The organism is Streptomyces sp. NBC_01142 (genome assembly GCF_026341125.1).
Classification (GTDB): domain Bacteria; phylum Actinomycetota; class Actinomycetes; order Streptomycetales; family Streptomycetaceae; genus Streptomyces.
In genome coordinates, this window is the sequence record NZ_JAPEOR010000003.1 from 1,275,199 (window position 1) to 1,300,190 (window position 24,992).

At 68.4% G+C, this 24,992-nt stretch carries 18 protein-coding genes and 6 pseudogenes; 10 read left to right on the plus strand and 14 right to left on the minus strand.

Going from position 1 to position 24,992, the window contains the following annotated elements; translation table 11 throughout:
- Positions 1–47: 47 nt before the first annotated feature.
- The gene (locus tag OG883_RS39950; protein WP_266551971.1) at positions 48–1,301 is read right to left on the minus strand and encodes an IS256 family transposase; all 1,254 of its coding nucleotides are present in this window, start codon (positions 1,299–1,301) and stop codon (positions 48–50) included.
- A gap of 337 nt (positions 1,302–1,638) precedes the next feature.
- On the opposite strand from OG883_RS39950, the gene OG883_RS39955 reads away from it, so the two are divergent.
- The 5 genes and pseudogenes from OG883_RS39955 (at position 1,639) to OG883_RS39975 (ending at position 4,235) form a co-directional block, all read left to right on the plus strand.
- A complete protein-coding gene (locus OG883_RS39955) occupies positions 1,639–2,058 on the plus strand; it encodes a hypothetical protein (protein ID WP_266553244.1) in 420 nt (139 codons plus the stop codon).
- A 70-nt stretch (positions 2,059–2,128) separates the two neighbouring features.
- Positions 2,129–2,291, plus strand: a pseudogene (locus OG883_RS39960) (IS5/IS1182 family transposase); the annotation flags it as partial.
- Positions 2,292–2,527: 236 nt separating this feature from the next.
- A complete protein-coding gene (locus OG883_RS39965) occupies positions 2,528–3,376 on the plus strand; it encodes an alpha/beta fold hydrolase (protein WP_266551973.1) in 849 nt (282 codons plus the stop codon).
- 92 nt (positions 3,377–3,468) lie between these two features.
- Positions 3,469–3,843, plus strand: a complete 375-nt coding sequence (locus OG883_RS39970; protein ID WP_266551976.1) for a hypothetical protein — start codon at positions 3,469–3,471, stop codon at positions 3,841–3,843.
- Positions 3,816–4,235: a hypothetical protein gene (locus tag OG883_RS39975; RefSeq protein ID WP_266553244.1), complete on the plus strand. Its 420-nt coding sequence runs from the start codon at positions 3,816–3,818 to the stop codon at positions 4,233–4,235. The genes OG883_RS39970 and OG883_RS39975 overlap by 28 nt, the downstream gene beginning before the upstream one ends.
- A gap of 58 nt (positions 4,236–4,293) precedes the next feature.
- On the opposite strand, the gene OG883_RS39980 is transcribed toward OG883_RS39975, so the two are convergent.
- The 6 genes and pseudogenes from OG883_RS39980 to OG883_RS40005 all read right to left on the minus strand — a co-directional run bounded on the left by OG883_RS39980 (position 4,294) and on the right by OG883_RS40005 (position 8,146).
- Entirely contained in the window at positions 4,294–4,479 is a 186-nt protein-coding gene (locus tag OG883_RS39980) for a hypothetical protein (protein WP_266551979.1), read from the minus strand.
- A gap of 158 nt (positions 4,480–4,637) precedes the next feature.
- A pseudogene (locus OG883_RS47090) lies at positions 4,638–4,823 on the minus strand (aldehyde dehydrogenase family protein); the annotation flags it as partial.
- Positions 4,824–4,884: 61 nt separating this feature from the next.
- Positions 4,885–5,142 (minus strand): annotated as a pseudogene (locus tag OG883_RS47095) (hypothetical protein); the annotation flags it as partial.
- A pseudogene (locus OG883_RS47100) lies at positions 5,025–5,470 on the minus strand (aldehyde dehydrogenase family protein). The pseudogenes OG883_RS47095 and OG883_RS47100, both read right to left, overlap by 118 nt.
- Positions 5,471–5,714: 244 nt before the next feature.
- Positions 5,715–6,583, minus strand: a pseudogene (locus OG883_RS47105) (branched-chain amino acid ABC transporter permease).
- 57 nt (positions 6,584–6,640) lie between these two features.
- Complete coding sequence (locus tag OG883_RS40005) at positions 6,641–8,146, minus strand: ISL3 family transposase (protein ID WP_266553251.1); 1,506 nt, start codon at positions 8,144–8,146, stop codon at positions 6,641–6,643.
- A gap of 177 nt (positions 8,147–8,323) precedes the next feature.
- On the opposite strand from OG883_RS40005, the gene OG883_RS40010 reads away from it, so the two are divergent.
- The 5 genes and pseudogenes from OG883_RS40010 to OG883_RS40030 all read left to right on the plus strand — a co-directional run.
- Positions 8,324–9,829 (plus strand): ISL3 family transposase, encoded by a 1,506-nt coding sequence (locus tag OG883_RS40010; RefSeq protein WP_266553238.1) that lies wholly within the window; start codon positions 8,324–8,326, stop codon positions 9,827–9,829.
- Between the two features lie 108 nt (positions 9,830–9,937).
- Complete coding sequence (locus tag OG883_RS40015; RefSeq protein ID WP_266551988.1) at positions 9,938–11,437, plus strand: hypothetical protein; 1,500 nt, start codon at positions 9,938–9,940, stop codon at positions 11,435–11,437.
- A 113-nt stretch (positions 11,438–11,550) separates the two neighbouring features.
- Positions 11,551–12,117, plus strand: a complete 567-nt coding sequence (locus OG883_RS40020; protein WP_266553254.1) for an EF-Tu/IF-2/RF-3 family GTPase — start codon at positions 11,551–11,553, stop codon at positions 12,115–12,117.
- Positions 12,118–12,863: 746 nt separating this feature from the next.
- Positions 12,864–13,991: a methyltransferase domain-containing protein gene (locus OG883_RS40025; RefSeq protein ID WP_266551991.1), complete on the plus strand. Its 1,128-nt coding sequence runs from the start codon at positions 12,864–12,866 to the stop codon at positions 13,989–13,991.
- A gap of 1,074 nt (positions 13,992–15,065) precedes the next feature.
- Positions 15,066–15,380 (plus strand): annotated as a pseudogene (locus OG883_RS40030) (MMPL family transporter); the annotation flags it as partial.
- A 249-nt stretch (positions 15,381–15,629) separates the two neighbouring features.
- Here the strand turns inward: OG883_RS40030 and OG883_RS40035 are convergent.
- From OG883_RS40035 to OG883_RS40065, 7 genes are read right to left on the minus strand one after another with little or no spacing between them, the layout of a single operon-like run.
- On the minus strand, positions 15,630–16,496 hold the full coding sequence (locus tag OG883_RS40035) for an HAD-IIA family hydrolase (protein ID WP_266551994.1): 867 nt from the start codon (positions 16,494–16,496) through the stop codon (positions 15,630–15,632).
- Entirely contained in the window at positions 16,477–17,952 is a 1,476-nt protein-coding gene (locus OG883_RS40040) for a biotin carboxyl carrier protein (protein WP_266551997.1), read from the minus strand. Before OG883_RS40040 ends, OG883_RS40035 begins: the two co-directional genes overlap by 20 nt.
- On the minus strand, positions 17,945–19,345 hold the full coding sequence (locus tag OG883_RS40045; RefSeq protein WP_266552000.1) for an acetyl/propionyl/methylcrotonyl-CoA carboxylase subunit alpha: 1,401 nt from the start codon (positions 19,343–19,345) through the stop codon (positions 17,945–17,947). Before OG883_RS40045 ends, OG883_RS40040 begins: the two co-directional genes overlap by 8 nt.
- Positions 19,342–19,845 carry a biotin/lipoyl-containing protein gene (locus OG883_RS40050; RefSeq protein WP_266552003.1) on the minus strand — a complete coding sequence of 168 codons (504 nt, stop codon included), beginning with the start codon at positions 19,843–19,845 and terminating at the stop codon, positions 19,342–19,344. The genes OG883_RS40045 and OG883_RS40050 overlap by 4 nt, the downstream gene beginning before the upstream one ends.
- On the minus strand, positions 19,842–20,936 hold the full coding sequence (locus OG883_RS40055; protein WP_266552006.1) for a PEP/pyruvate-binding domain-containing protein: 1,095 nt from the start codon (positions 20,934–20,936) through the stop codon (positions 19,842–19,844). Before OG883_RS40055 ends, OG883_RS40050 begins: the two co-directional genes overlap by 4 nt.
- A gap of 27 nt (positions 20,937–20,963) precedes the next feature.
- Positions 20,964–22,784, minus strand: coding sequence for a PEP-utilizing enzyme (locus OG883_RS40060; protein ID WP_266552009.1), 1,821 nt, complete (start codon positions 22,782–22,784; stop codon positions 20,964–20,966).
- A 21-nt stretch (positions 22,785–22,805) separates the two neighbouring features.
- Complete coding sequence (locus OG883_RS40065; protein WP_266552012.1) at positions 22,806–24,890, minus strand: acetoacetate--CoA ligase; 2,085 nt, start codon at positions 24,888–24,890, stop codon at positions 22,806–22,808.
- Positions 24,891–24,992 lie beyond the last annotated feature (102 nt).

A 24,992-nucleotide genomic window follows, 5' to 3' on the forward strand; every position in this document is an offset into this window, starting at 1 on the left:
AAAAAACTGTGAGTAATTGTCAATACCTGTGGGTCGGTTGAGGTTGTTCAGGCTGCGTGAGTCTCGGGGCGTTCGACGAGGTGGCCGCGTTCGAAGCGGGCTCCGGCTCGCACGAGGGCAACGAGGTGGGGTGCATTGACCGCTCGCCAGCGGGCCTGGGCGGATTCGACGAGCTTGAAGACCATCGCGAGGGCGGCGGCCGCGCTGCCGGCGCCCTTGGTGACCTTGGTCCGCAGCCGCACCGTTGCGAAGGTCGATTCGATGGGATTGGTCGTACGCAGGTGGATCCAGTGCTCCGCGGGGAAGTCGTAGAACGCCAGCAAGTCGTCGACGTCGTCGGTGATCTTCCGAGCCGCCTTGGGCCACTTCGCGCCGTACGTCTTGTCGAATGCGGCGACGGCCTTGACGGCGTGGTCGCGGTCCTCGGCGTTGTAGATGTCCTGGAGTGCCTTGCGGGCGCCGGGCTGGGCCGACGTCGGCAGAGCGTTGAGGATATTTGCCGTTTTGTGAACCCAGCACCTTTGGTGGCGGGTTTCGGGGAACACCTCTGCGAGGGCCTTCCAGAAACCGAGCGCGCCGTCGCCGACCGCGAGGACGGGCGCGCGCATGCCGCGCCGGGCGGCGTCCCGGAGCAGGTCGGCCCAGGACTCGGCGGACTCGCGGTAGCCGTCGGCCATCGCGATCAGCTCCTTGGTGCCGTCCGCGCGCACGCCCATCACGACCAGGACGCAGGACTTGGCCTCCGACAGGCGGATGCGCAGGTGGATGCCGTCGGCCCAGACGTAGACGTAGTCGGATCCGGTCAGGTCGCGCTCGCCGAAGGCTTTGTGGTCGGCCTGCCACTGCTGGGTGAGCCGGGTGACCGTGGCGGGTGAGAGCCCGGCCGAGCTGCCGAGGAACTGCTCGAGTGCGGGCACAATGTCGCCCGAGGACAGGCCGTGCAGGTAGAGCAGTGGTAGCACCTCGCTGATCTTCGGGGACTTCCGGGCCCAGGGCGGCAGGATCGCCGAGGAGAACCGCCTGCGCTCACCGGTCGCCTCGTCGATGCGCTTGTCGTTCACGCGCGGGGCCTTGACCTCGACCGCTCCGGCGGCGGTGGTGGCCTTCCGCGGCTGGTGATAGCCGTTGCGCACGACCAGACGACGACCGCTCTCGTCCCGTTCACCAGCCAGCTCGGCTATGTAGCTGTTGACTTCGGCTTCCAGTGCGGCGGCCAGCATCCGCCGGGCGCCCTCGCGGACGATCTCGTCGATCAGGGAGCCGTTTGGCGTGGAACCGTCAGGGTTGACTACGGTGAGCACGGGCGTGCCTTCCCGACCGGCGCTGCGAACGCCGGCCTACTCGGTGACCTTCAATCGATCACTCGGGAAGGTACGCCCTTCGTGTGCCACCCGAGCCCCGATCCACAGGTCTTGAGCATTGCTCCGGATGCCCCCTGCTGGCGCCCTACGACCTGTCCGGCGTCATGGTCACCGCGGATGCTCTGCACTGCCAGCGTGATCACGCCCGGTTCCTCGTCGACGAGAAGAAGGCGCACTACGCCTTCACCGCCAGAAGAACCTGCACCGCCAACTCGCCTCCCTGCCCTGGGAGAAGGCGAGCGCGAAGTTCTACGACCGCACCGACGCACACGGCCGCCTGGAGACCCGCGTCGTGCAGGCCCTGACCATCAGCGAACTCGGCGTCGACTTCCCCCACGCGGTCCAGGTCGCGAAGATCGTCCGGCACCGCACCCAGCGCAAGACCAGCAAACGAAGCCGCGAGACCGTCTACGTCATCACCGACCTGACCAGCCACCAAGCATCCCCCGAACGCCTCGCGAAGATCGTCCGCTCGCAGTGGATCACCGAGAACCGGCTCCACTTCGTACGCGACACCACCTTCGCCGAGGATGCCTCCAAGGTCCGCACCGGACACGGCCCCGACAACGTGGCCACCCTCCGCAGCTTCGCAATCAACACGCTCCGAGCAGCCGACCACGCGAACATCGCGGCCGGACTCCGCGAGATGCCCTACGACAGCTTCCGCCACCCCCTGGACCTTCTCGACCTCGCCTGACCTGCACTCACCCAAGATCGAAAGACTTTGCAACAGCCCTGCATTCCGGGGCCGCCGACTCAAGCGATGGAAGCGACGGCACAACACCACCCACGCCAAGATCCGGTGCATCGACGAGCAGGCCATGGCCATCCTGAAAGGCTGGCGCCTTACTACCCAAGCTCCGCTGCAGCACCAACCGGATCACCGACATCGTGAAGGCCGTCCTCGTCCTTCACCACGCCTCAGCATGAGGTTGGAAAAGGCTCATTGAGATTCAACGAGCACGAAAGCAAGAAGCTACACGTTGATTCTCTGAGAGCCCTAAATGCGCAATTTACTTCCGCGTGATGGAAGTCGCATTGATCGGTCTTGGTTCCTGATGTGAGAATTCGGCTCTCCTATCCACTCGCTCTCCCGGAGTACGGATAGTCCGTTCGGTGAGGGGGTGGAGTCTCGCCCCGATGCCGACCGTCACAAAGGAGTGGCCATGTCCGCTGGTTCTACCTCGCTGCTGTTCGTTCACGGTTACTGGCACGGTTCCTGGTGCTGGAACGAGGTCATCGCCCAGGTGGCGGGTGCCGGCCGCCTCGCTCTCGCGGTAGACATGGCAGGGCATGGGTTGCGCGCCCGTCGGCCGGAGTGCCTCACCAGACGCCCGTACGACTCCGAGGCGCTGGCCACCGAAGTCTCGCCGGTGGCGGACGTGGACCTCGACCAGGCGGGTGACCTGCTGATTTCGCAGATCAGGCAGCTCGGCCGCGGTGGCCCGGTCACGGTGGTGGCCCACAGTATGGGCGGCACTGTGCTGACGCGGGCGGTGCAGCAGGCACCCGAGCTGGTGGCTCACGCGGTGTACCTGACCGCGTTCATGCCGGCCTCGGGTGTCCCGGCGATCGCCTACGCTCAGATGCCGGAGAACGCGGGCGAGCTCGTCGCGCCGTCCGTTCGGGCCGATCCCGCCGCGATCGGAGCAGTGCGACTCGATCTTGCTTCGGACGACGTCGGCTACCGTCAGCAGCTTCGGGACGCCTTTTTCGGTGACGTCGCCCCGGCCGTCGCCGACGCCGCCATTGGGTTGCTGACGCCCGATGCCCCGGTCGGCATCGCGCTCGGCGCCACCACGCTGACCCACGACGGTTGGGGCTCCACTCCTCGCACCTACGTCACTTGTGCACGGGACATGACAGTCCGCCCGGCCCTCCAGCAGAAGTTCATCGCCGACGCCGATGCTGCCTTCCCGGACAATCCGACCTCCGTCATAGCGCTGGACTCCTCTCACTCGCCGTTCTTGTCGATGCCCGGCCAGGTAGCCGACCTCGTCGCAAAGCTGGACTGAGGTGACTCCCGTGGTGTGGACACTCTGAAGCCTGCCCCGGCGGGCTCGCCGACCTGCTCGGTCAGGATCTGGCCGGGGCCGAGACCCTGGCGGTGGACGGCAAGAGTGCCCGCGGCTCACGCCACGCCGAGATCCCGGCCGCCCATCTGCTGGCCGCGATCACCGGAGCGGGCCTGACCGTCACCCAGCTGCGCGTGCCGGACAAGACGAACGAGATCACCTGCTCCGGATGCCCCCTGCTGGCGCCCTACGACCTGTCCGGCGTCATGGTCACCGCGGATGCTCTGCACTGCCAGCGTGATCACGCCCGGTTCCTCGTCGACGAGAAGAAGGCGCACTACGCCTTCACCGCCAGAAGAACCTGCACCGCCAACTCGCCTCCCTGCCCTGGGAGAAGGCGAGCGCGAAGTTCTACGACCGCACCGACGCACACGGCCGCCTGGAGACCCGCGTCGTGCAGGCCCTGACCATCAGCGAACTCGGCGTCGACTTCCCCCACGCGGTCCAGGTCGCGAAGATCGTCCGGCACCGCACCCAGCGCAAGACCAGCAAACGAAGCCGCGAGACCGTCTACGTCATCACCGACCTGACCAGCCACCAAGCATCCCCCGAACGCCTCGCGAAGATCGTCCGCTCGCAGTGGATCACCGAGAACCGGCTCCACTTCGTACGCGACACCACCTTCGCCGAGGATGCCTCCAAGGTCCGCACCGGACACGGCCCCGACAACGTGGCCACCCTCCGCAGCTTCGCAATCAACACGCTCCGAGCAGCCGACCACGCGAACATCGCGGCCGGACTCCGCGAGATGCCCTACGACAGCTTCCGCCACCCCCTGGACCTTCTCGACCTCGCCTGACCTGCACTCACCCAAGATCGAAAGACTTTGCAACAGCCCTGGCCTGCGGTTGAGGAGTTCAACCTGCGGCTTTTCCCCGCACCAGATCACGCTCATCGCGCGGTGCCTGACCGAAGCAGCGTGCCTGCGCACGGCTCGCCGTCTCGCAGAAGACCCGGGCGCGGTGGTGGTGCTCGGCGCGAGCGAGGCCCTGCACGGCGCCGCCGCCCTCCTCGGCGGACTGCCGCACCTGCGGTTCGTCCACGAGGCGGTCACCACCGAAGCGCGCCGGTACAGCTGCTCGGCCGGCTCGCCTGGCACGGGGAGAAGCGGGTGCTCGCACTGCGCGGTGACCGGGCGGGGCCGGAGGAAGGCTCTGACGGCGGGTCGATACAGGTGATGGCGCCAGGGGCGGACGCCCCTCGAGACGGCCTCCTCGACGCGGCGCTCCAAGAGGGACAGCGCCCACTTGTTGATCACCGGGCCGATGACGGTGCGCGGATCGTGCGGGTCGTCGACTGGCAGTGCTGACGCCTTCTCGGTGAACAGGCGGGTGAACTCCTCCGCGATCGGCCGCTCGACGTAGATGTAGATGCGGCGGGCGCACATGCTGCCCCTGGTGGACGAGAGCGCCGTAGATAGCCTCGTCGACCGCGTGGGGCAGGTCCGTGTCGGCCAGGACGAGGAGCGGGTTGAGGCCGCTGAGCTGCAGGACGATGCGCTTGAGGTGGCGGCGGCCGTCTCGGCGAGGCGGCGGCCGGTGGGCGTCGAGGCCGGTGAAGTTGACGCGCCGGACCGTCGGGTGGGAGATCAGCGCGTCGGCGATGGCGCGTCGCCGGGGGCGTGGGTGAACACGTTGAGCACGCCTGCGGGAAGTCCGGCTTCGGCGAAGATTTCTGCCCGCAGCGTGCCGCCGGTGAGGGGGGATTCCTCGGAGGGCTTCAGCACGACCGTGTTCCCGAGGGCGATGGGGCCCACGATGCTGCGGCCGGAACGGACCAGGGGGCGTTCCACGGGGCGATGGCCGCAACGACACCGACCGGTTGACGGACGGCGAGGGCGCGGGTGCCGGGGTTATCGGACGGCAGGACCTGTCCGACGGCCGTGTACGGGAGTCCGGCGGCCTGGCGCAGCAGCGAGACGGTGAAGTCGACCTGGACCGTGGCGTAGTGGCGGCCGCATCCCGTTTCGCTGGTCAGCATGCCTATAATCTTCTCGCGGCCGTGGTCGAGGACATCGCTCACGCTCAGCAGCATGTGCTCGCGGTTGGCCAGAAGGGGCTTCGGCCCATCCGGTGGACGCCGCCCAGGCGGCGTCCACCGGATGGCGGGCGTCCTCCGCGTCGCTGGCGCGACCGTCGCCAGGACGGTTCCGGTCCAGGAGTCGTGGTTGGGGTAGGTTCCTCCGCCCAGTGGCTCGGTCCACTCGCCAGCGATGTGGTGACGGACCGTGATCGGGGTCGCCGATCGGGTGCTGCCGTCGCCGTGGGGTCAGGAATATTCACCTGGTCAAGTCTCCCTCAACGGCGAGCTCGGACGGGGTCTCCTGTGGCCGCAGATGGTAACCGACCGGTAGCAACTGGACGTGCAGCCGATCGCTCAGCAGGCTCCACAGGCCGCGCGGGAGGAAGAGGGCGAAGGCCACGGCGGTCAGACCGAGTCCGATGAGGTACCAGGCACCCTGGTCGGCGAAGAGGTACTGCACGGTGAAGAAGAGGACGGCGCCGATGAGGGGGCCTTCGAAGGTGCCGATGCCGCCGACCAGCACCATGAAGATCATGTACGCCGACCACTGCACCCCGAAGATCGACTGGGGCTGGATGAACAGGGTGTTGGCCAGGGTCAGGGCGCCTGCGGCGCCGCATCCGAATCCGGCGAGGACGAAGAGCATGAGTTTGAGCGGTCTGACCCGGACGCCGAGCGAGGCGGCGGCGTCCTCGTCGTCGCGGATCGCCTGCAGGCGGCGCCTGTTCGATGCCTGAGCAGGAGGAAGAGCAGCACCAGCAGGAGGACGGCGAAGCCGAGGGTGAGCCAGTAGGTGAAGGTGCGGCGGACGTCGGGGGCGTAACTGCTCAGGCCCTGGAGGGAGATGCCGGTGCCGCCGCCAAGGCTCTGGTCGAGCATGACGAACAGGGCGATGCCCTCGGCGACGACCCAGGTGCCGACGGCGAACTGGCCGCCGCGCAGCCGAAGTACGAGTAGGGAGAGTACGGCGGCGAGGAGAGCTGAGGCGACTGCAGCCAGGACCACGGCGAGGTACGGCTGCACACTGTGCTGGGTGAGCAGGATCGTGCCGTACGCGCCGAAGCCGATGAACGCCTGCTGTCCCACTGAGACTAGGCCCGCGTACCCGGCCAGGGCGTTCCACATAAGGGAGTGTCTAATCAACGGGTCTGTCCCGTAGTCGGTGGTGACGCTGGGTGTCCCTCAGGGCAGGAGGATGCGGTGCTGGAGGAGGTCGAACCCGGCGCGTCCGTGCATCTGTCTCATGATCCTCTTGGTGCGGGTGTTGGCGCCTTCGGTGCGGCCGTTGTGGTAGGGCAAGGTGAGGCCGGCGTTCACGGCGAGCCGGTCGATTTCAAGGCCGTTGGCGAAACTGTGCAGGTGGGGCAGGGCGACGGCGTGGGCGGACGTGATCCACTTGGTGAGTTTCACGTCGTTGCCCTCGGCAGGATTCAGCAGGGTAGCGAAGCCGCGTACGAGACCGGCGAGTTGGGTCATCTCCGGGCAGGCCGCGGCGATCTTCTCCAACAGGGCCGTTTCCTTCGGCCGCAGATTTTCAGGATCGGTGAGCAGCAGGCGGCCGGCGTGGCGCGGGGTGGTGACGGGGCGGTCGCCTTCGGCGCGGCCCTGGTTGAGATAGCGGACCAGCAGGTTGGCGCTGCCCGGATAGCCCACTTTCCGGATTTCCCGCAGTAGTTGGGTGACGGGGACGGCGGGATCGGCGGCACGGCGAACACGTAGATGCTCGCGGTAGGGGTCGACGAGGGTGGGCCGGTAGGCGGGGGCTATGCGCAGGGCGGTGGGTTCGGGCATGCGGGCGTAGCGTTTGACGGTGTTCAGGGCCAGGCCCAGGCGGCGGGAGCAGTCGAGCAGGCCGACGCCCTGGTCGAGCAGGGTGTGGACCTTGTTCCAGCGTTCGCGGGTGGTCTGCTCGCGGACCCCGCCGGGACGGGGCGGGTTGATGGTGGCCCAGCAGCCGGCGTGCGCGCGGACCTCGGGCAGGGCCTTGTCGCACAGGTTGCGCCACAGATGCCATCGGTCGCTGACCTGCACCGCATCGGGCAGAACGCGGCGGACGGCCTCGGCGTAGGCGGCTGATCCGTCGCGGCAGACGACCTCGACACCGGGGTGTTCGCGCAGCCAGGACTCCAACGTCGCGGCCTCGCGGTCGGGCAGCACCGCGACGCGCCTGCCGGTCTCGGCATCGATGATGATCGTGGCGTAGCGGTGGCGGCGACGCAGGGCGAAGTCGTCGACGCCGATCACCCGCGGAACCGTCTGCCGCGGCAGCGGCAGACGCCGCAGCAGACGCAGGGCCGTGCTGCGGGACACCGGCGCGGCCAGGACGCGGGCGAGACGGGAGGCCGCACGGCCGCATAACTCCCGCGCCACCTCGGATATCTGGCCGACCAGCCGCACCGTCCGACGCTGATGACGTTCCAGCAGCCCCGGGACCTGCTCACGGAAAGTCTGCCGCCCGCAGTCCAGGACTGGACAAGCCAGACGCCGAACACGCAGGTAGACGACGACTGGGCGGCCGTCCACCGGCACGTCCGCCACCGTCCGACCGTGGTACCCATGCACCTTCGCCGTTGGCGTCCCGCACATCGGACACGGAACCGCCACATCCCGGGTCTGGGCCGTGACCACAACCGCGTGACCGCCATCCGTCACGTCCTGGATGACCAGCACCGACAACCCGGAAAACACCGTCGCAACAAGGGAGTTGAGATCCATCACAAGATCATGACCACGGACAGCACCCAGCGTCACCACCGACTACGGGACAGACCCGTTAAATTGGCCCTGTCTCACATTCGGTGGTGACAGAGCGTGCTGGCTTGTCGTTGACATGACGTGCGGAATGTCAACGAGCTTGTGGATGTGGTGTTTTCGGGGCTGTCGCCGCTGGTCATCGAGGAGGTGACCGACGAGGGCGAGCGGATTCTGGTGCGGGCACGGACTCCGCAGGGCACCGCGGTCTGTCCGGTGTGCGGCGCGTCGTCGGGGCGGGTGCACGGATCTCACCTGCGGACGGTGGCCGACGTGCCGGTCGACGGACGGCGGGTGGTGGTGCGGGTGCGGGTGCGACGCTTGGTATGTCCCACGCGCGGCTGCCGGCAGACCTTCCGCGAGCAGGTGCCCGGGGTGCTGGAGCGTTACCAGCGACGCACGACCCGTCTGACCAGGCAAATCAAGGCTGTGGTCAAGGAGTTAGCAGGCCGGGCGGGGGCACGGCTGCTGGCGATACTTGCCATGGGACTGTCGCGTCACACTGCCCTGCGCGCCCTGTTGCGCATCCCGTTGCCCACCGGGCGGGCGCCCCGCGTGATCGGGGTCGACGACTTCGCCCTGCGCCGGCGGCACCGCTATGCCACCGTGGTGATCGACGCCGAGACCCATGAACGGATCGACGTGCTGCCCGACCGCACGGCCGACACCCTGGAAGCCTGGCTGCGTGAGCATCCGGGCATCGAGGTCGTGTGCCGTGACGGCTCCGCGACCTACGCCGAGGCTATCCGCCGCGCCCTGCCCGACGCGGTGCAAGTTGGTGATCGCTGGCACCTGTGGCACAACCTGTGCGAAGCCGCCCTGAGCGAGGTCAAGGCCCACAGCAGCTGCTGGGCTACCGTGCTGGACGCGCCCCTGTATGCGGGGCCGCGTGCACAGACGACCCTGGAACGCTGGCACCAGGTCCACGACCTGCTCGAGGCGGGCGTGGGCCTGCTCGAATGCGCCCGCCGACTGCAACTGGCCCTGAACACCGTCAAACGCTACGCCCGCGCCGACCAGCCCGAACGGATGCTCCGCGTCCCCAAGTACCGTGCCAGTCTCGTCGATCCCTACCGCGAGCACCTGCGCAAACGCCGGGCTGAGGACCCCGCCGTCCCCGTCCTGCACCTCTTCGAAGAGATCAAAGCCCTCGGGTTCACGGGCTGTCTCAACCTTCTGCACAAGTACATCAACCAAGGCCGCGCGGACGCCGACCGCAGCCACATCTCGCCGCGCAGATTCGCCCGAATGCTGCTCACCAGGCCCGACAACCTCAAGGCCGAGCACCGACACCTCCTGGCCCGGCTCACGGCCGCCTGCCCCGAAACGACTCAACTGTCCGCCTGTATCCGGACCTTCGCCCAGCTCCTGAAGCCTCACCCAGGAAATGCCGACGCGCTCGAACTCTGGATCACCCAGGTCCGCACAGCCGATCTGCCGCATCTGCACGCCTTCACCCGAGGTCTGGAACGAGACCGCGACGCTGTGATCGCCGCGTTCACACTCCCGTACAGCAACGGACCCACCGAGGGCGTCAACACCAAGACCAAACTGATCGCGCGGCAGATGCACGGCCGGGCAGGCTTCACCCTCCTCCGCCACCGCATCCTCCTCGGATGATCTCACCCTTCGTCACCACCGAATGTGAGACAGGGCCGTTAAATTGACACACCCCCCCTGGGCATCGCCTGCACATTCCCCTCCGGGGTCCGTTCCTACCGCTCGGGCATGGCGCTGGGCACGTCCGACTGCCCGGAGTTGGCGCGGGACCTTCTCCTGGGCCTGGTGGACCTGATCTATCCGCACGGCACGCTGCGGTCGTGGGGCTCGGTGGAGAAGTTCGTGATCGCGGTCCGGCCGATGACGAAGGCGCTTGGGAACGCCGGCTTCACCGGTGGTGCGGGCCAGCTGACGCGCTCTGTGCTGGCCGAGTACTGGCTCGGCGCCGACGCTCAGCGGGAGTCGGAGACCCGGCGCATGCTCGAAAGTCGGGATGCGGGAACCTCGGGCCTGCGGCCGGAGGTCCGGCAGATAGTCACTGGCCGCCGGCACTTCCACCGCCCGAAGTCCCAGCCGTTCACTCCTTACAGCGAGACGGAATGGGACCGGCTGATCAGAGCGTGTCGGACACTGGCCGACAGCTCCCTCGCCTCTTACCGGGCGGCGCTGGCCGCAGCAGCGGAAGGCGCCGACCTGCCGCTCGGCTGCCACTGGCCTCCGTCACCGAACGATCTGCGGCGGTTCCTGTCACAGCACGATCCGCTGGCCAGGGATCAGGTCGGTCGTCTTCTGGGGCAGTCGTCCAAGACCACGAGGACGCGGTTCGGCCTGCCCGAGGCCCGCGCCGAACTGTTCCCGACGCCGGAGGTGGTGATCGCCTATCAGTTGCTGTTCGGCGCCTACACCGGCATCGTCCCCGACGGCATTGACGGGCTCGGGCTGGGAGACATCGACTGGGCCGGCGACAGCACGGTCCTGCTCGACTACGTCAAGGGCCGGACGGCCAAGGAGAGCGTGAACCTGCCGAAACGGGCGATCGGCCTGCTGGAGCGCTGGCTGGAGCACTCCGCCCTGCTCCGGTCCTTCTGTCCGCCATCAGCGCGCGAGCGTCTGTGGGTCCGCCACCGTCCCAGCGCCGGTGTCGTCGCCGAGACCATGCGAATCTCCGACATCTCGGTCCGGGCCTGGATCCGCCGCTACGAACTCCTCGACGACAATGGCCAGTTGATGGCAATCCACCGGCAGCGCATCCGGACGACCTACCACGTCCGACGGGATCGGCGAGCTTGGTACGGCAGCAGCCGCGCCACGATCGACCCCAACCACTCCCCGCAGGTCGAAGGAGACCGCTACCTGACGGTCGGGACCGCAGCCCAGCGGCAGGCAGTCGAAGCGATCATCGAGGACGCCCAGGCGGACCTGCTGCGACGCGCCCAACCACCGGTCGTACTCGCCGACGACGACATCACCGCGGTGATCCGCGACCTCCCGCAGGCTTCAGCCCGGCTGGGCCTGGACGACGATGCTGGTCGGTGGCGAGCGCGACGTGTCCACGGCCGCTTGCGCAGACCAGCTCACGGGCCTGCACGGTCCGGTCGGCAAGCCGTGCCCGGCCCGGCCGTGGGTCTGCCTGCTCTGTCCGCTCGCGGTGTTCTCTCCGCGGCACGCGGCGAACCTGCTGCGACTCAAGGCGTTCTTCGCGCGGCAGTGGAGACATCTGCCGGCTGAGTCGCGGCGGGGGTATCTATCCAGCGTGCGCTGGACGACCCGTGACCGTTGTTAGTCTCGGACACCTGTTCGCAACTACGCGCGAGGTCCTCGGGGGAGCATTGGTGAGTGCCATGGAGAAGCCGTTCCTGATGCTTGTCGAGGATGTCTCCTCCCCGAGGAGGCAGAGCAGGCTGGTCATGCCGACGGGCCGGATCGAGCGCGGGCGGATTCGCAAGGGCGACGTGGTGGAGCTGGTCAGCTTCGGCGGCGATGCGCTCGCTCATGTCACTGACATCGACGTGAGCCGTCTGCGTGTCAACGAGGCGAGTGCGGGCATGAACGTGGGGCTACTGCTACCTGGTGCGATGGCTGGAGCAGTGGAGCGGGGGCAGATTCTCGCGGCACCGGGCTCAATCGGCGCACACGTCGCCTTCGCTGCGGACATCACGCTGCTGCCGGAGGAACAGGGCGGGACGGAAGTGCTCACCGGCGAGAGCCTCGACTTCTACATCCGGGCTGCCGCAGTGAGGGGCGTGGTGACGCTGCCTCGTGAAACGGACGCGCTGCAACCGCTTCACATGGGTGCGGTAACGGTCACGCTCGAACGGCCCGTCGCTCTTGAGGACGGCCAGTCATTCGCCTTCCGTCTCCACGGACGCGCTGCCGGGTCGGGAACAGTGACCCAGCTCCTGCACTGAGTCTCATGAACGGATCCACAGCCCGGTCTGGAGGTCCCCCATCCGAGTGAAGCCGCCGGGCGGCAAAGACGTGCTACCTGTCCCGGAAACGAGACGCGTGCTCCCACGAGCCTGTGTGGGCAACCCCAACCTGACCGCCGTCAAAAAGCGACACAAGCCCCATGGGACACAGCGTTCGCGGAGACAAAGCGGGGCGAGCAGTAGGTATGTCGAGCGGCTGCCTTGGGGGTGACGTGGAACCGGGTCCAGCAGATGGCAGGGGCAGGGCGGAGACGTCCCGCACCCGAGCCCTGCCCCACTCACGAGACACCACCGCGGTCGCGAAGTCGAGGGCACCGCCCGCGGCACTTCCCTGTTCACGCGCCATTGTCCAGGCACCGCGGGCCATCGCCCACAATCCGCCGACCACCACCCGTATCCGAAACCGCCGCCGATTGCCGCGCTCAGGGCACGCGACTCCTCATGAACCGCGCGCTCGGCCGCTACCGCCTCGCACGCGGCCGTGACCAACGTGGTGGCTACGGCCGAGGACCGGCGCAGCTGGGGCTGGGGCGGTGCCGTCTACCGAGCGGCCTGATTGTGCGTCACCATGGACTCGCCAACAGGTGATGAAGGGGGAACTGAACTGTGGGGAAGCATCAGAAGCCGCCGCCTGCCCCCTCGCAGGGCAAGCCGCCACCCGGGAATTCCGACGGGCAGGTGCCGCCGGCTCAGCCTTCAAGCGGCAAGCACAAGAAGTAGGGGCTGTGTCCGAGTTCGGTGACCAACGTCGACGCCTGGCGGCCGCCATGGAGCGTCGGGATGCCTGGCCTGCCCGTTCTGCATGGATCCGCCAGGCTGTCGATGCTCTGCCCCGGGACCTGTTCGCCCCCCAGCGTCTGTGGCGCTGGAACGGTCAGGCCTACTTGCCGGTGGACCGCCGGACCGACGCCGAACAGTGGGCGGCCGAGGTGTACGGCGATCCGGACGCGGCGGCCGTCACTCAAGTCACCGACGGCAGGCCCTCCTCCAGCCTGTCCTGCCAGGCGGTGGTGGTGGACATGCTCGACTCCCTCCAGGTGGAGCCGGGACACCGCGTGCTGGAACTGGGAACCGGGACAGGCTGGAACGCCGCACTCCTCGCCTTCCGGGCGGGCCGAAGGCAGGTGACCAGCGTGGAACTGGACCCGGCCTTGGCTGCCGCCGCCCTTCAGCGGCTGGACGCGGTGGACGCTCAGGTAGCGGTGGAGATCGGCGACGGCGAGGCGGGGTGGCCTCCGCGTGCACAGTACGACCTCGTGATGTCCACGTACGCGGTCCCCTCGGTCCCGTGGGCATGGGTGGCTCAGACCCGGCCGGGCGGCCGCATCGTCACCCCTTGGGGCCGACTGGGGCATGTGGCCCTGACCGTCGCCGAGGACGGCAAGTCAGCGACCGGCTGGGTACAGGGCCTGGCCCAGTTCATGCCGCCACGAGGCACGCGAGCCGATCGGGACTTCAGCCAGGTACGCGGCACCGATCCGGTCGACGACGAGCGACCCTACGAACGAGACATCGGACCGCTGCGCGATGACTGGAACCTCAGGTTCGCCCTGCGCGTCGCCCTTCCCGACGTGCACATCACCGTCGCCGCCGATGCCGACGGACTCAATGCCTGGCTCCACGACTCCAAGAGCTCGTGGGCGTCGCTCTCCGCCCTCGGCGGCGGCACGACCGTCGCCCACCAAGGCGGCCCACGCCGCCTGGCCGACGAGCTGGACAAAGCCTGGGACACGTGGCTGGACCAGGACATGCCTGACGTCTACGACTACGGGCTGACAGTCGAGCCGGACCATCAGTACGCGTGGGCCCATGACGCGAAGACGGGCCCACGATGGCCGCTGAACGGTGAATGAACCCGCCATCGGCTGCTGTCCTCATGCCGCAAGAGCACAGGTCCCCACAGGCTTGAAAGAGCGTTTTGACCCGGCAGGAGTGTTTGAGAAGTGGTTGGTCGCTTGTCGCGTGGGCTGCGACGTGAGGCAGCTCTGACAAGATGACGCAATGTTCGATTTTGGCATCGCGGGCTACCAGCCGTTGTGGTTGAACTGCCGCAGTGACGTCGTGCAGGAGCATGCACATCGCCTGCGTGGTCTTGCCGCCGGACTCTGACGAGAGTCTGGATGGTCTGGGACCGTCAGGACGACGAGTGGTTCTGTGATTGCCCGGTCCTGCGCCGGGCACGCTCTTCCGCTGAGACCCGGAACCGCGGACGCGGATGATGTCCCGGCCCAGCGCCCCGCCCTCTCCCCGCGACATGCACACGTGACTCCCGGCGCCCTCCGTCCGCAGTCGGAGAGTACGCATCGGCTGCCGACGGACGCATGCTCCAACCACGAGGTCCGGCGGCCAGGTGGTCTGCTTACGCCATCTGGCTTTATTCACAGGTAGCGGCTCTGGCTCACTTTCCGTGAAGCGGCACCGTGGGTGACGGTTGGAGGCCGTCCTGGCCGTCGGGAAGTTGCCTGAAAATCATCAGCGGCGATCTTGGATGGGCTCAGAGTTCGGGTCCGTGGAGGAGACGGTGCTCCGGCTGGAGGAGCTGCTGTTCCCGTCGATCGCGGATATCGCGGTGCTGTCGGTCGACGTGAACGATGAGGCGGTACTGATAGAGGCCCGGTGCACGATGGCCGGGGCCAACTGTGCTGGGTGCAGAGGCTGGTCGGAGCGGGTTCACAGCTTCTATCTGCGGTTTCCTGCTGACGTCCCCAGCGCGGGGAAGCGAGTTCGGCTGTGTCTGCGGGTCCGCCGGTTCGTCTGCGGGAACGCGTCGTGCGAACGGCGGACCCTCGTCGAACAGATAGCCGGGCTGACGCGGCGGTACGGCCGGTGGACCGAGCGGCTGCGGTCGACACTGGCTGCGGTCGGCCTCGCGCTTGCTGGCCGGGCGGGTGCGCGCATGGCTGGTGTCTTCGGAGTGGCAGTCAGCCGCAATCACCGCCGGTTTCCAGCACAGCGCCAAGGTCGTCACCGCCGCGGCCCTCATCATGATCAGCGTGTTCGCCAGCTTAGTGGGCGCCTCCGAAGTGGTCACCAAGGCCCTGGGCTTCGGCCTGGCGACCGCTGTCGCCTTCGACGCCTTTGTCGTCCGTATGACCATCGTGCCCGCGGCCCTCGCCTTGCTGGGTGACCGTGCCTGGTCTCTGCCGGCCTGGCTCGACCGCATCCTGCCCCAAGTCGACCTGGAGGGTGAAAAGCTCGCCCAATACACGGCGACAGCACCCCCACCTGAAAGACCTCGTTGAGTCCTCGGCCAGAAGCCGACACTGATCGAGCCGAGGCCCGCCTCCTACCGGGGCGGGCCCAGGCTCTGCGCCCGCGTAAGGGTCAGCGGATGGAGGACCCGATGCTGAGGCACCCGTCGACATCGAGGACGACGCCGGCGATGTAACAGGCGCCGGGTGAGCACAGGAAGAGGCTGCCTCGGCAATGTCGGCGGGGCCGCCGGTGCGGCAAACTGCAGCGAGGGCAGAGCATGCAGTTGGCGGCTGCGGTCAGGCGGCCGGGGGCAGGAGTACGAGGAGCTTGCCCACACCGTCAATGGTGAGGTGGGGTCTCCGCTCCTGCGGCAGTGCCATGAAGTGATCCGCTGGGTGGATACCGGTGGCCACCGCGATGGCGAGGGCGTCGGCGCGACGGGCCATCGCCATCTCCAGTTCCGGGTCGTCCCCGACGACGGCGAGTTCCTGCGGGGCGGCGCCCAGCCGTTGCGCGGCGCAGTGCAGCCCGATCAGCGACGGTTTGCCCACGACCTGTTCGGTGACGCCCGTGATGCTGCTGATCATGGCGCAGATGGCCCGGGAGGTGCCCAGGGCCCTGCCGTCGGCGGTGGCGAAGAACACCGACTGTGAGCAGCTGTACAGGGTGGCGCCGCCGAGGACGGCATGGCAGGACGCTTCCAGGTCGTCCATGGTGAACTCGCGGTACCAGCCGGCCAGTACGGCGTCGGCTTCCGGCTTCCCCTTCGGCTCGACGATCTCGATGCCGGCCTGGCGCAGCGGCTCCTTGAGGCCTTCGCCGCCCAGCACCAGGACCCTTCGGTGGCCCTTGGCCAGGAAGTGGTCGACGGCGCTGGTGGCGGGGGTGAGCATCGCGTCGTCGGACAGGTCGAAGCCGATCCCGCGCAGTGTCTGTGCGTATGCCTCGGGTGTGCGGGTGGTTCCGTTGGTGAAGGTGAGCCAGGGAAGGCCGCGTGCGGTGAGCGCGGCGGTGAGCTCCAGGGCTCCGGGGAGGGGCGTGAGCCCGTGGTTGCGCCGGTCGCCCAGCACGAGGGTGCCGTCGAGATCGAACACGATGCCGCGGACGCTTTGCAGACGATCGGTCAGGGAGACGGCGCCTACGTCAGTCGGCTCGGCGGTCACGGTGCAGCTCCAGTCGGAAGTCGGGGCGTTCCAGGATGAGTTCGGGTGTCGCCGGGCGCGTGCGCATGCCGTTGAGCAGGTCGAGCACGGGCTTCAGCCGGGGGTTGTAGTGCTGCCGGGCGGGGCCGGCGGCCACCATGGCGTCCACCTGCTCGGCGGGCATCGTGGCCCGCAGGAGCAGTTCCTCGTCACTGATGCCGCGGGGGAATCGGCCGCGTAGCTCGGCGACGGTGGGCGGTGGCGGTTCCTCGGCGAGTTCCCTGGCCCGCGGCCGGGCCAGGATGCGATCGGTGACGTCCGGGTCGACGGGACCGGTCGGCCTGCCGAAGTTGCCGAGCACGTATCGGATCACCGGGTCGGAGACGTTCTCGTAGCGTTCGGCGCCGATCACGTTGTACAGCGCCTGGGTGCAGACCATCTGCGGGAAGGGGGTGACCATGATGGGGTGGCCCAGTTCGGCGCGGACCCAGGTCACCTCCTCGATGACCGCGTCGAAGCGGTCGCTGAAGCCCAGTTCGTCGAGCTGGCGGCGCAGGGTGGTCATCACGCCACCCGCCACCTGGTGGCGCATGAACGCGGCGTCGAAGTCCCGGGGACCGCCCACGGGCAGCCCCTCAGCCGCGGCCATGTGGTGGAAGTAGTCCGCCGCCACGCCGAGCAGCCGGTCGTCGACGTCCACGGTGTGGCCGAACTCGCGCAGGTTGGCCACCACCTGCTGGGCGTTGGGTAGCGAAGTGCCGCCCGCGAGGGCTCCGCAGGCCACCTGGAGCGCCTGCACCCCCAGGTCGGCCGCCTTGAGGTAGGTCAGGCCGGGCAGTCCGATGGTGCAGTGGGAGTGCAGCTCCAGCGGTTTGCCGGAGAGGTTGCGGATGACGGCCGGGATCAGCGTGGTGGCGCGTTCTGTTGTCAGTAGTCCGCCGGGGTCCTTGATGTAGACGCGGTCGATGTCCGGGCAGGCCGCCATCTGGGAGGCCAGCGAGCCGTAGTGGGCGTCGTCGTGCACGTCGCTGACGGTGTAGGTCAACGCTCCGACGATCTCCGTGGCACCGGCCGCCCGGATCATCCGCGCGGACTCGCGCACGGCGTCCATGTCGTGCATGGGGTCGAGCACGACGTACCGGGTGACGCCGTTGGCCACCAGCCGGTCGTAGACCAGCTGCATGAACTCGGGGTGGGCGACCTCCCAGGAGATGAAGCGCAGCCCGGTGCCGATGAACTGCAGGGGGGTGTTGGGCATGGCACGGTGCGTGAGCCGGATACGTTCCCAGGGGTCCTCACGTTGGGTCCGCACCGCCATGCCCATGTGGGTGCTGGAGGTGTAGTCGAGGGCCCGGAAGCCCACGCGGTCCAGAACGGGGGCGATCTGGAGGATCTTGCCGGTGTCCAGTCCGGTGGCGCTCCACAGACTCTGGTTGCCGTCGCGCAGCGACACGTCGACGAGCTGGATGTCAGCCATGGCTGCCTCCTCCGGTCGCCGATCCGGCGGTGTCGGTCGATGGGGTCGCCGGATGGTCGCGAAGGAACCGGGTGAACCAGGCGGTGTCCACACCGCCTTCGACGAAGTCAGTTTCCTCCAGCACCGCTTGGTGCAGGGCGGTGTTGGTGCTGACCCCGTCGATCGCGCAGCGCGCGAGGGCGCCGCGCAACCGGGCCAGTGCCTCGTCCCGGTCCCGTCCGTGGACGATCAGCTTCGCCAGCAGGGAGTCGTAGTACGGCGGCACAGTGGCGCCTGCCTGGAGGTGGGTGTCGATCCGGATGCCCTCACCGAGTGGCCAGACCGCCTCGGTCATCGTCCCCGGGCTCGGCTGGAAGTCGCGGGCCCAGTCCTCGGCGTTGATCCGGCACTCGATGGCGTGGCCGGAAAAGGAGACGTCCGCCTGACCGAAGGAGAGCGATCGGCCTTCGGCGACGGCCAGTTGCTCGGCGACGAGGTCCAGCCCGGTGATGGCCTCGGTGACCGGATGCTCGACCTGGATACGGGCGTTCATCTCCAAGAAGTAGAAGGTGCCCCGGTCGACGTCGACGAGGAACTCGACCGTGCCCAGGCCCCGGTACTCCAGGTGCTTGCCGAGGGTCACCGCGGCGCGGTGCATCTCCTCGCGCAGCGCCGGGTCAAGGACGGGCGCGGGTGCCTCCTCGATGAGCTTCTGGTAGCGGCGCTGCACGGAACAGTCCCGGGTGCCGAGGTGGACGACGTTCTCGCCGTCCGCGAGGAGCTGGACCTCCACGTGACGTCCGGTCGCGACGAAGCGTTCGAGGTAGACACGGGGGTCACCGAAGGCGGCGCCCGCCTCCGCCATGGCCAGGTCGATGGTGGCGGCCAGCGCGGCCGGGTCGTGCACCTGCTTCATGCCCCGGCCGCCGCCACCGCCGACCGCCTTGATCAGGAGGGGAAAGCCGATCTCCGCGGCGAGTTGCGCGGCGTCCCCGGCGTTGTCGAGCGGTCCGCCGGGTACCACCGGGAGCCCGGCCGCGATGGCGTGCCGACGGGCTTCCAACTTGTCGCCGACGGCCGCGAGCTGCTCGACGGTGGGGCCGATGAACACGATGCCCGCCTCGGCGCAGGCCTGGGCCAGCCGCTGGTTCTCGGAGAGGAAGCCGTAGCCGGGGTGGATGGCGTCGGCTCCCGCGGTCTTCGCCGCCGTGAGCACGGCGTCCACATCCAGATAACTGGCCGACGGTGCGGAAGGGCCGAGGCGGACCACCCGGTCGGCCAGCCGGGCGGGTACGGAGGCGAGATCGGCGTCGGAGGCGGCGAGCACCGACTCGATGCCGAGCCGCTGGCAGGTACGCAGGATCCGCAGGGCGATCTCGCCCCGGTTGGCGATCAGGACACGTCGCAGGATCACGGCGTCACCGCTCCTGCGGAGGTCGTGTCGATGTGCATCAGCACGGCGCCCTGCTCGACGAAGTCACCGTCGGCCAGAGCGACTTCTGCCACCGTGCCGCTCGCTCCGGCGTACACGGAGTTCATCAACTTCATCGTCTCGACGATCCCGACCACCGTGGTCTCGGTGACCTCGTCCCCGATCTGGACGAAGGGGGGCGCGCCGGGCTTCGGCGCGCGGTAGAAGGCTCCCGGCAACGGCGTACGTACCTCGGTCAGGCCTTCGCGGGCGGACACCGCCTGCTTGTCCGGTGGGGTGCCGCCCCCGTCCGCCGGCTGCTCCCGCGCTTCACGGACCACCAGCACCGGCTCGGCAGTCGTACGGGCGGACTGTGTCCACTCGCCGTCGTTTGCACGGCGCAGCGACAGTTCGAACCGGCCGGTGCGCAGTTGGAGGCGATCGACATCCATGTCGTCGATGATCCGGAGGATGTCCTGGACGTCCTCGCCGGTCAGGCTCACGGGGTGCCTCCGCCCTTGCCGGCTCCGCCCAGCAGTGACAGCACGTGGTCGAACGCCCTGGCCTTGGGTGCGGCGGTCGGCGCCTTCTCACGATTCGCCCATACCGTCTCGGGGCGGCTCTGGAGAAGGAAGATGTTGTGGCCGGGCACGAGGTTGCGGGAGATCGCCCACTCGATGTCCTGCGGGGTCCCGTAGTGGGATTCGACCTGTCGGCCGATCCGTACCAGTTCGTGGATCTCCGCGTCGGACAGACAGGGCTCGTTTTGCAGGTACTCCGGTACGTCCTCCTCGACGACTCCCGCCCCGCTCGGGTCCATCCGGTGTTGTCGCAGCTTCGCCGAGACCGTACGGGAGCAGATGTCCCCGGTGACCTTGCCGACCACGTACTTGTCGGGCGTCACATCGCCCCCGACGAGGGCCGATCCCAGGCCCCACGAGCCTTCCAGGGCAACGACGGAGCGATCCCCGGTGAGTGGGCTGCGGGTGAACATGACACCGGCGCAGCGCGGGTCGATCATGCGCTGGACGACGACGGCCATCGCGAGGTCCTGCTCCGGTAGGCCCAGCCGCCGTCGGTAGCTGACCGACTCGACGCTGTAGAGGCTGGCCCAGCAACGCCGGACGTGCTCCACCAGGGAGTCTTCACCACGCACCCACAGGTAGGTGTCCTGGAGCCCGGCGAAGCTGGCGTCCTCCGCGTCCTCGCTGGTGGCACTGGAGCGTACGGCGACGGGGGCGGGCTCACCGGGGGTGTCGGACTCGCTGTCCAGGTCCCTGTAGTGGTCCCGGATCGCTGCCGCGACCTCCTCCGGCAGCTCGGCCGCTTCGATGCGCTCCCTGATGGGTGCGGTCGCGTGGGCGATCGCCTCGGTGTCCTCGGCCTCCAGAGCCTCGACGCGGGCGCGGATCTCGCCACCCGGGTCGAGGACGTGGAGGAAGGCCTCGAAGGCGGCGGTGGTCACGACGTATCCGGGCGGTACCGGGGCGCCGGCGAAGGTGAGTTCGCCCAGGCTGGCGCCCTTGCCGCCGACGGTGGGCCGGTCGGTGAGCCGGAGATCTCCGAACCGGCTGACGAGGAGTGAGGTGTCCATCGTGGTGCTCCCTGCGTGGTGGAGGAGTCAGTCGAGAATGGTGACGATGCCGCGGTCGCCGTCCACCCGCAGCCGCTGACCCGTGGTGATCCGCTTGGTGGCGTGTCCCGTGCCGACGATGGCGGGCAGCCCGTACTCGCGGGCCACGATCGCCGCGTGCGACATGGTGCCGCCGATGTCCGAGACAGCGGCCGCGATCTTGCCGAAGACCGGCCCCCAACTGGGCGCGGTCACCGGACAGACCAGCACCTCGCCCTCCCGCACCTGACCGATGTCGTTGGCGCTCATCAGCACCCGGGCGGTGCCCTCGACCACGCCCGGCGAGGCGGCGAACCCACGCACCTCGTGGTCGCCCGCCACCGCCGGTGTCGACCAGGCCTGGATGGTCTCCGCGGTGATGCCCCACAGCATGCGCACCGCCGGGTCGTTGAGCGCCTCGGGGACGGGACCCAGCGCCGGCGGCGGGGACCAGCCCGCGAGGGTCTCCAGCATCCCCCTCCGCTCGGTGACCATTCTCTGGACCCGGGCCGACCCGACGGGCTTGGTTCCTGCCGCCCAGGCGAGCATCACATCGGTCAGGGCCTGGCCGACCTCGGTGTGGCTCAGCTGGAAGACGTCCTCGGTGTCGGCCAGGACACCCTGGTCGCGCAGCAGCTCACCGAACTCGCGGACCTTCCCGTAGAACTTCGTGGTGAAGTAGTGCTCGCAGTAGAAGTTGTGGTCCTCGATGAAGGGGAACACGGCTCTGGCCAGACCGAGCATCTGGTCGAAGGCCGCCTGCTCGTCCTCGCCGGACAGCAGGGAGCGGTATTCCTGGGCGATGCGTTCGCGCTCCGTCCTGAGCTGTTCCGTGGGGCGGTCGAGCAGCTCGCCGCGCCGTGCCTGGTCGACGTAGCCGGGCAACGCCGCGAACGGCACCGTGAGGTCGTCGTTCCAGCTGCGGTGGTGATGATAGAAACCGGCGCCGGTCGACATGTTGAACCACGGCTCCCGCGCGTCGTCCATGGCCGTCAGCCACCTCCGGCCGTCGTCCCCGCGGGCTGCGAGTGCGGCCAGTACCTTGTCCGGGTCGCAGCCCTCGACGAACAGATCGTCGACGCTGTACTCGACGGCAAGCTTCGCCAGCTTCTTCAGCTCGTCGTCGGGGCGGTAGAGGATCACGTCGATCCCCGCGACCATCCGGGCGACGTCCTGGTCGGGGATCTCGGGGAACGACGTCTTGCAGAACTCGAAGAACACCACGTAGGCGCCGTACCCCAGCATCAGGAACTCCGAGTGGTGGTGCCACATCTTGGAGTACAGGTCCATGAGCCGGTGGTAGTTCTCGCGCAGGTAGTGGTTCTGCGCCACGCCCTTCGCCTCGAAGATCACGTCCGCGTCCTCGAACTCGGGCAGCCGGGGCACCTCGATCCGCTGCACCTCGTCGATCAGGCCGGTGATGCGGCTGACCCAGCCCTGGTAGAGCTCGTCCCAGTTCTCGTAGTAGTGGCCCGCCCGCTCGCTGAACAGCGCGAGCCTGCGTTGGATCTCCTCCGGGTCGGTCACCGGGTTGGCGGTGATGTAGACCCGGCCGTTGACGATGCGGTGCTCGATGCCGAGCGTGGTGGGGAAGACGAACATGCGTGCCGTGTTGGCGCCGAGGGCGGTGTAGGGCGCCTCCGCCGTGACGGCGTCGAACGCGGGCATCGGCTCGGGGAAGTGCATCGCGTTGTAGAACCAGAACCGCTGGTCGTCCTCGGGCTGGAACCGGGTGTAATTAGGGTACATCGACGCCCAGTCCTCGGCGCCCGCGACGTCGGTGAGCTCTGAGGGAAGAGGGAAGGAAGAGACGGGTCTGGCATCGTTCACGGTGCTCTCCAAGGGTGCGGCTCAGCTAGCGGTGGTGGCGGCAACGGTCAGGGGATAGTCGCGCTGGGTACGGGCGTACCGGGCGAGGGCGTCGAGTGCGCGAGAGTCGGCCACCGTGCTGCGGTCGGCCGCCTGCTCTACGGGTGTGCCGAGCAGGATCCTGCGCGCCGGCACCTCGAGCTTCTTGCCGGTCAGGGTGGTCGGGACGGCCGGGACCTGGATGATCCTGTCCGGTACGTGCCGGGGGCTGTACTCCTGGCGGAGCCGGGTGCGGATCGCGTCCTCGAGACCGGGGTCGAGGGCCACGCCCTCATCGAGGGCGACGAACAGCGGCATGAAGAACTTCTCGTCCGGCAGGTCGAGACTGACGACCAAGGCCGCGGCGACCTGGTCCAGGGCTTCGACCACGCGGTAGATCTCCGCGGTGCCGATACGCACACCCTGCCGGTTGAGCGTGGCGTCGGACCGGCCCGGCACGAAGCAGCCACCGCGCGTGTTGACCTTGAAGAAGTCTCCGTGCCGCCAGACACCGGGGAAGTCCTCGAAGTACGAGCGGCGGTACCGCTCGTCCCCGTCCGGACCCCAGAACGTCACCGGCATGGACGGCATGGGCTCGGTGATGACCAACTCGCCGACCCCGTCGACGATTTCGTGACCGTTCTCGTCATATGCGTACGCCGCGACACCGAGGGACCGTGCCTGCATCTCACCGGCGTACACGGGGAGGGTGGGCACCCCGCCGACGAAGCCGGTGCAGCAGTCGGTGCCGCCGCTACCGGTCGTGACCCACAGATCCGCCTTGACGTTGCGGTAGAACCAGGCGGTGCACTGCGGCGACACCGGTGAGCCGGCCGGCATGACCGTGCGCAGGGCCGACAGGTCGTAGCGCTCGCCGGGCACGATGCCGGTCTTGCTCATGAGGTCGACATAGGCCGGACTGGCGCCGAAGAAGGTGGTCCTGGCGTCCTGCGCGATCCGCCACAGCACGTCCGGCTCCGGATGGGCCGGGTTCCCGTCGTACAGCACCGGGCAGGCCCCGACCAGCAGGGAGCTGATCAGGAAGTTCCACATCATCCAGCCGGTGGTGGTGAAGAACAGCGGCCGGTCGCCCTCGCGCAGGTCCATGTGGAAGGTCTGCAGCTTCAGCTGCTCCAGCAGGATGCCGCCGTGGCCGTGGACGATCGCTTTGGGCAGCCCTGTCGTACCGGACGAGAAGAGCACCCACAGCGGGTGGTCGAAGGGAACATGCTCGAACGCGAAGTCCTCGGCCGACACGGGCGGGTGGTCGAGAACCTCCTCCCACAGCAGGCCACCGTCGACGACCGGCCGGGTGTCCCCGTCGCCGGGTCCGGGCAGGTGGACGACGTGCTCCAGGCCCGGCAGGGCCTCGGCGATGAGGCGTGCCTCCTCCCGGCGGTCGAAGGTCTTCCCGCCGTAGCGGTAGCCGTCGACGCAGAACAGGACCTTCGGACGCAGCTGGCCGAACCGGTCGACCACACCTCGCGATCCGAAGTCCGGGGAGACGCTCGCCCAGACCGCGCCCACGGCCGTCGTCGCGAGCATCGCGATCGCGGCCTGCGGCACGTTCGGCAGATAGCCGCAGACGCGGTCGCCAGGACGTACCCCGAGCGAGCGCAGCCGGGTCGCCAGGATGCGCACCTGGCCGGCGAGATCCTCCCAGGGCAAACCGGCCGGAGCGGCGCCTTCCGAGCAGAACAGCAAGGCGTCGGTCCCGGGGCGTTCGTGGCGCAGAACACGCTCGGCATAGTTCAGCCGAGCCCCGGGAAACCACTGCGCGCCCGGCATGTCCCGGCTGCCGAGCACCGCGGAGTAGGGTGTCGCGGACCGGATGTCGAAGTAGTCCCACAGCGCACCCCAGAAACCCTGTAGGTCGGTGACGGACCAGCGCCACAGTTCGTCGTAATCGTCGAACCGCTGTCCGCGCTCGCGGACCAGCCAGTCCAGGAAGCCCGTCATGTTCGCCTCGGCAAGCCGCTGCGGGCCGGGCGTCCACAGCAGCTCGCCTTCGGCCACTGTCACGGGCTCGTCGGCCGTGCCGGGCCTCGAATCAGGGACCGGTGAGCTCGCTGCTGCCTTGACGGCCATGTCGCCTCCTTGCGTCACGGAACGAACGGTCCACGACAGGCCATAGCGCAGGCAACCATCGCCTGCTAACTTTTCACCCAGTGAAATCGACAGGGCATCTCC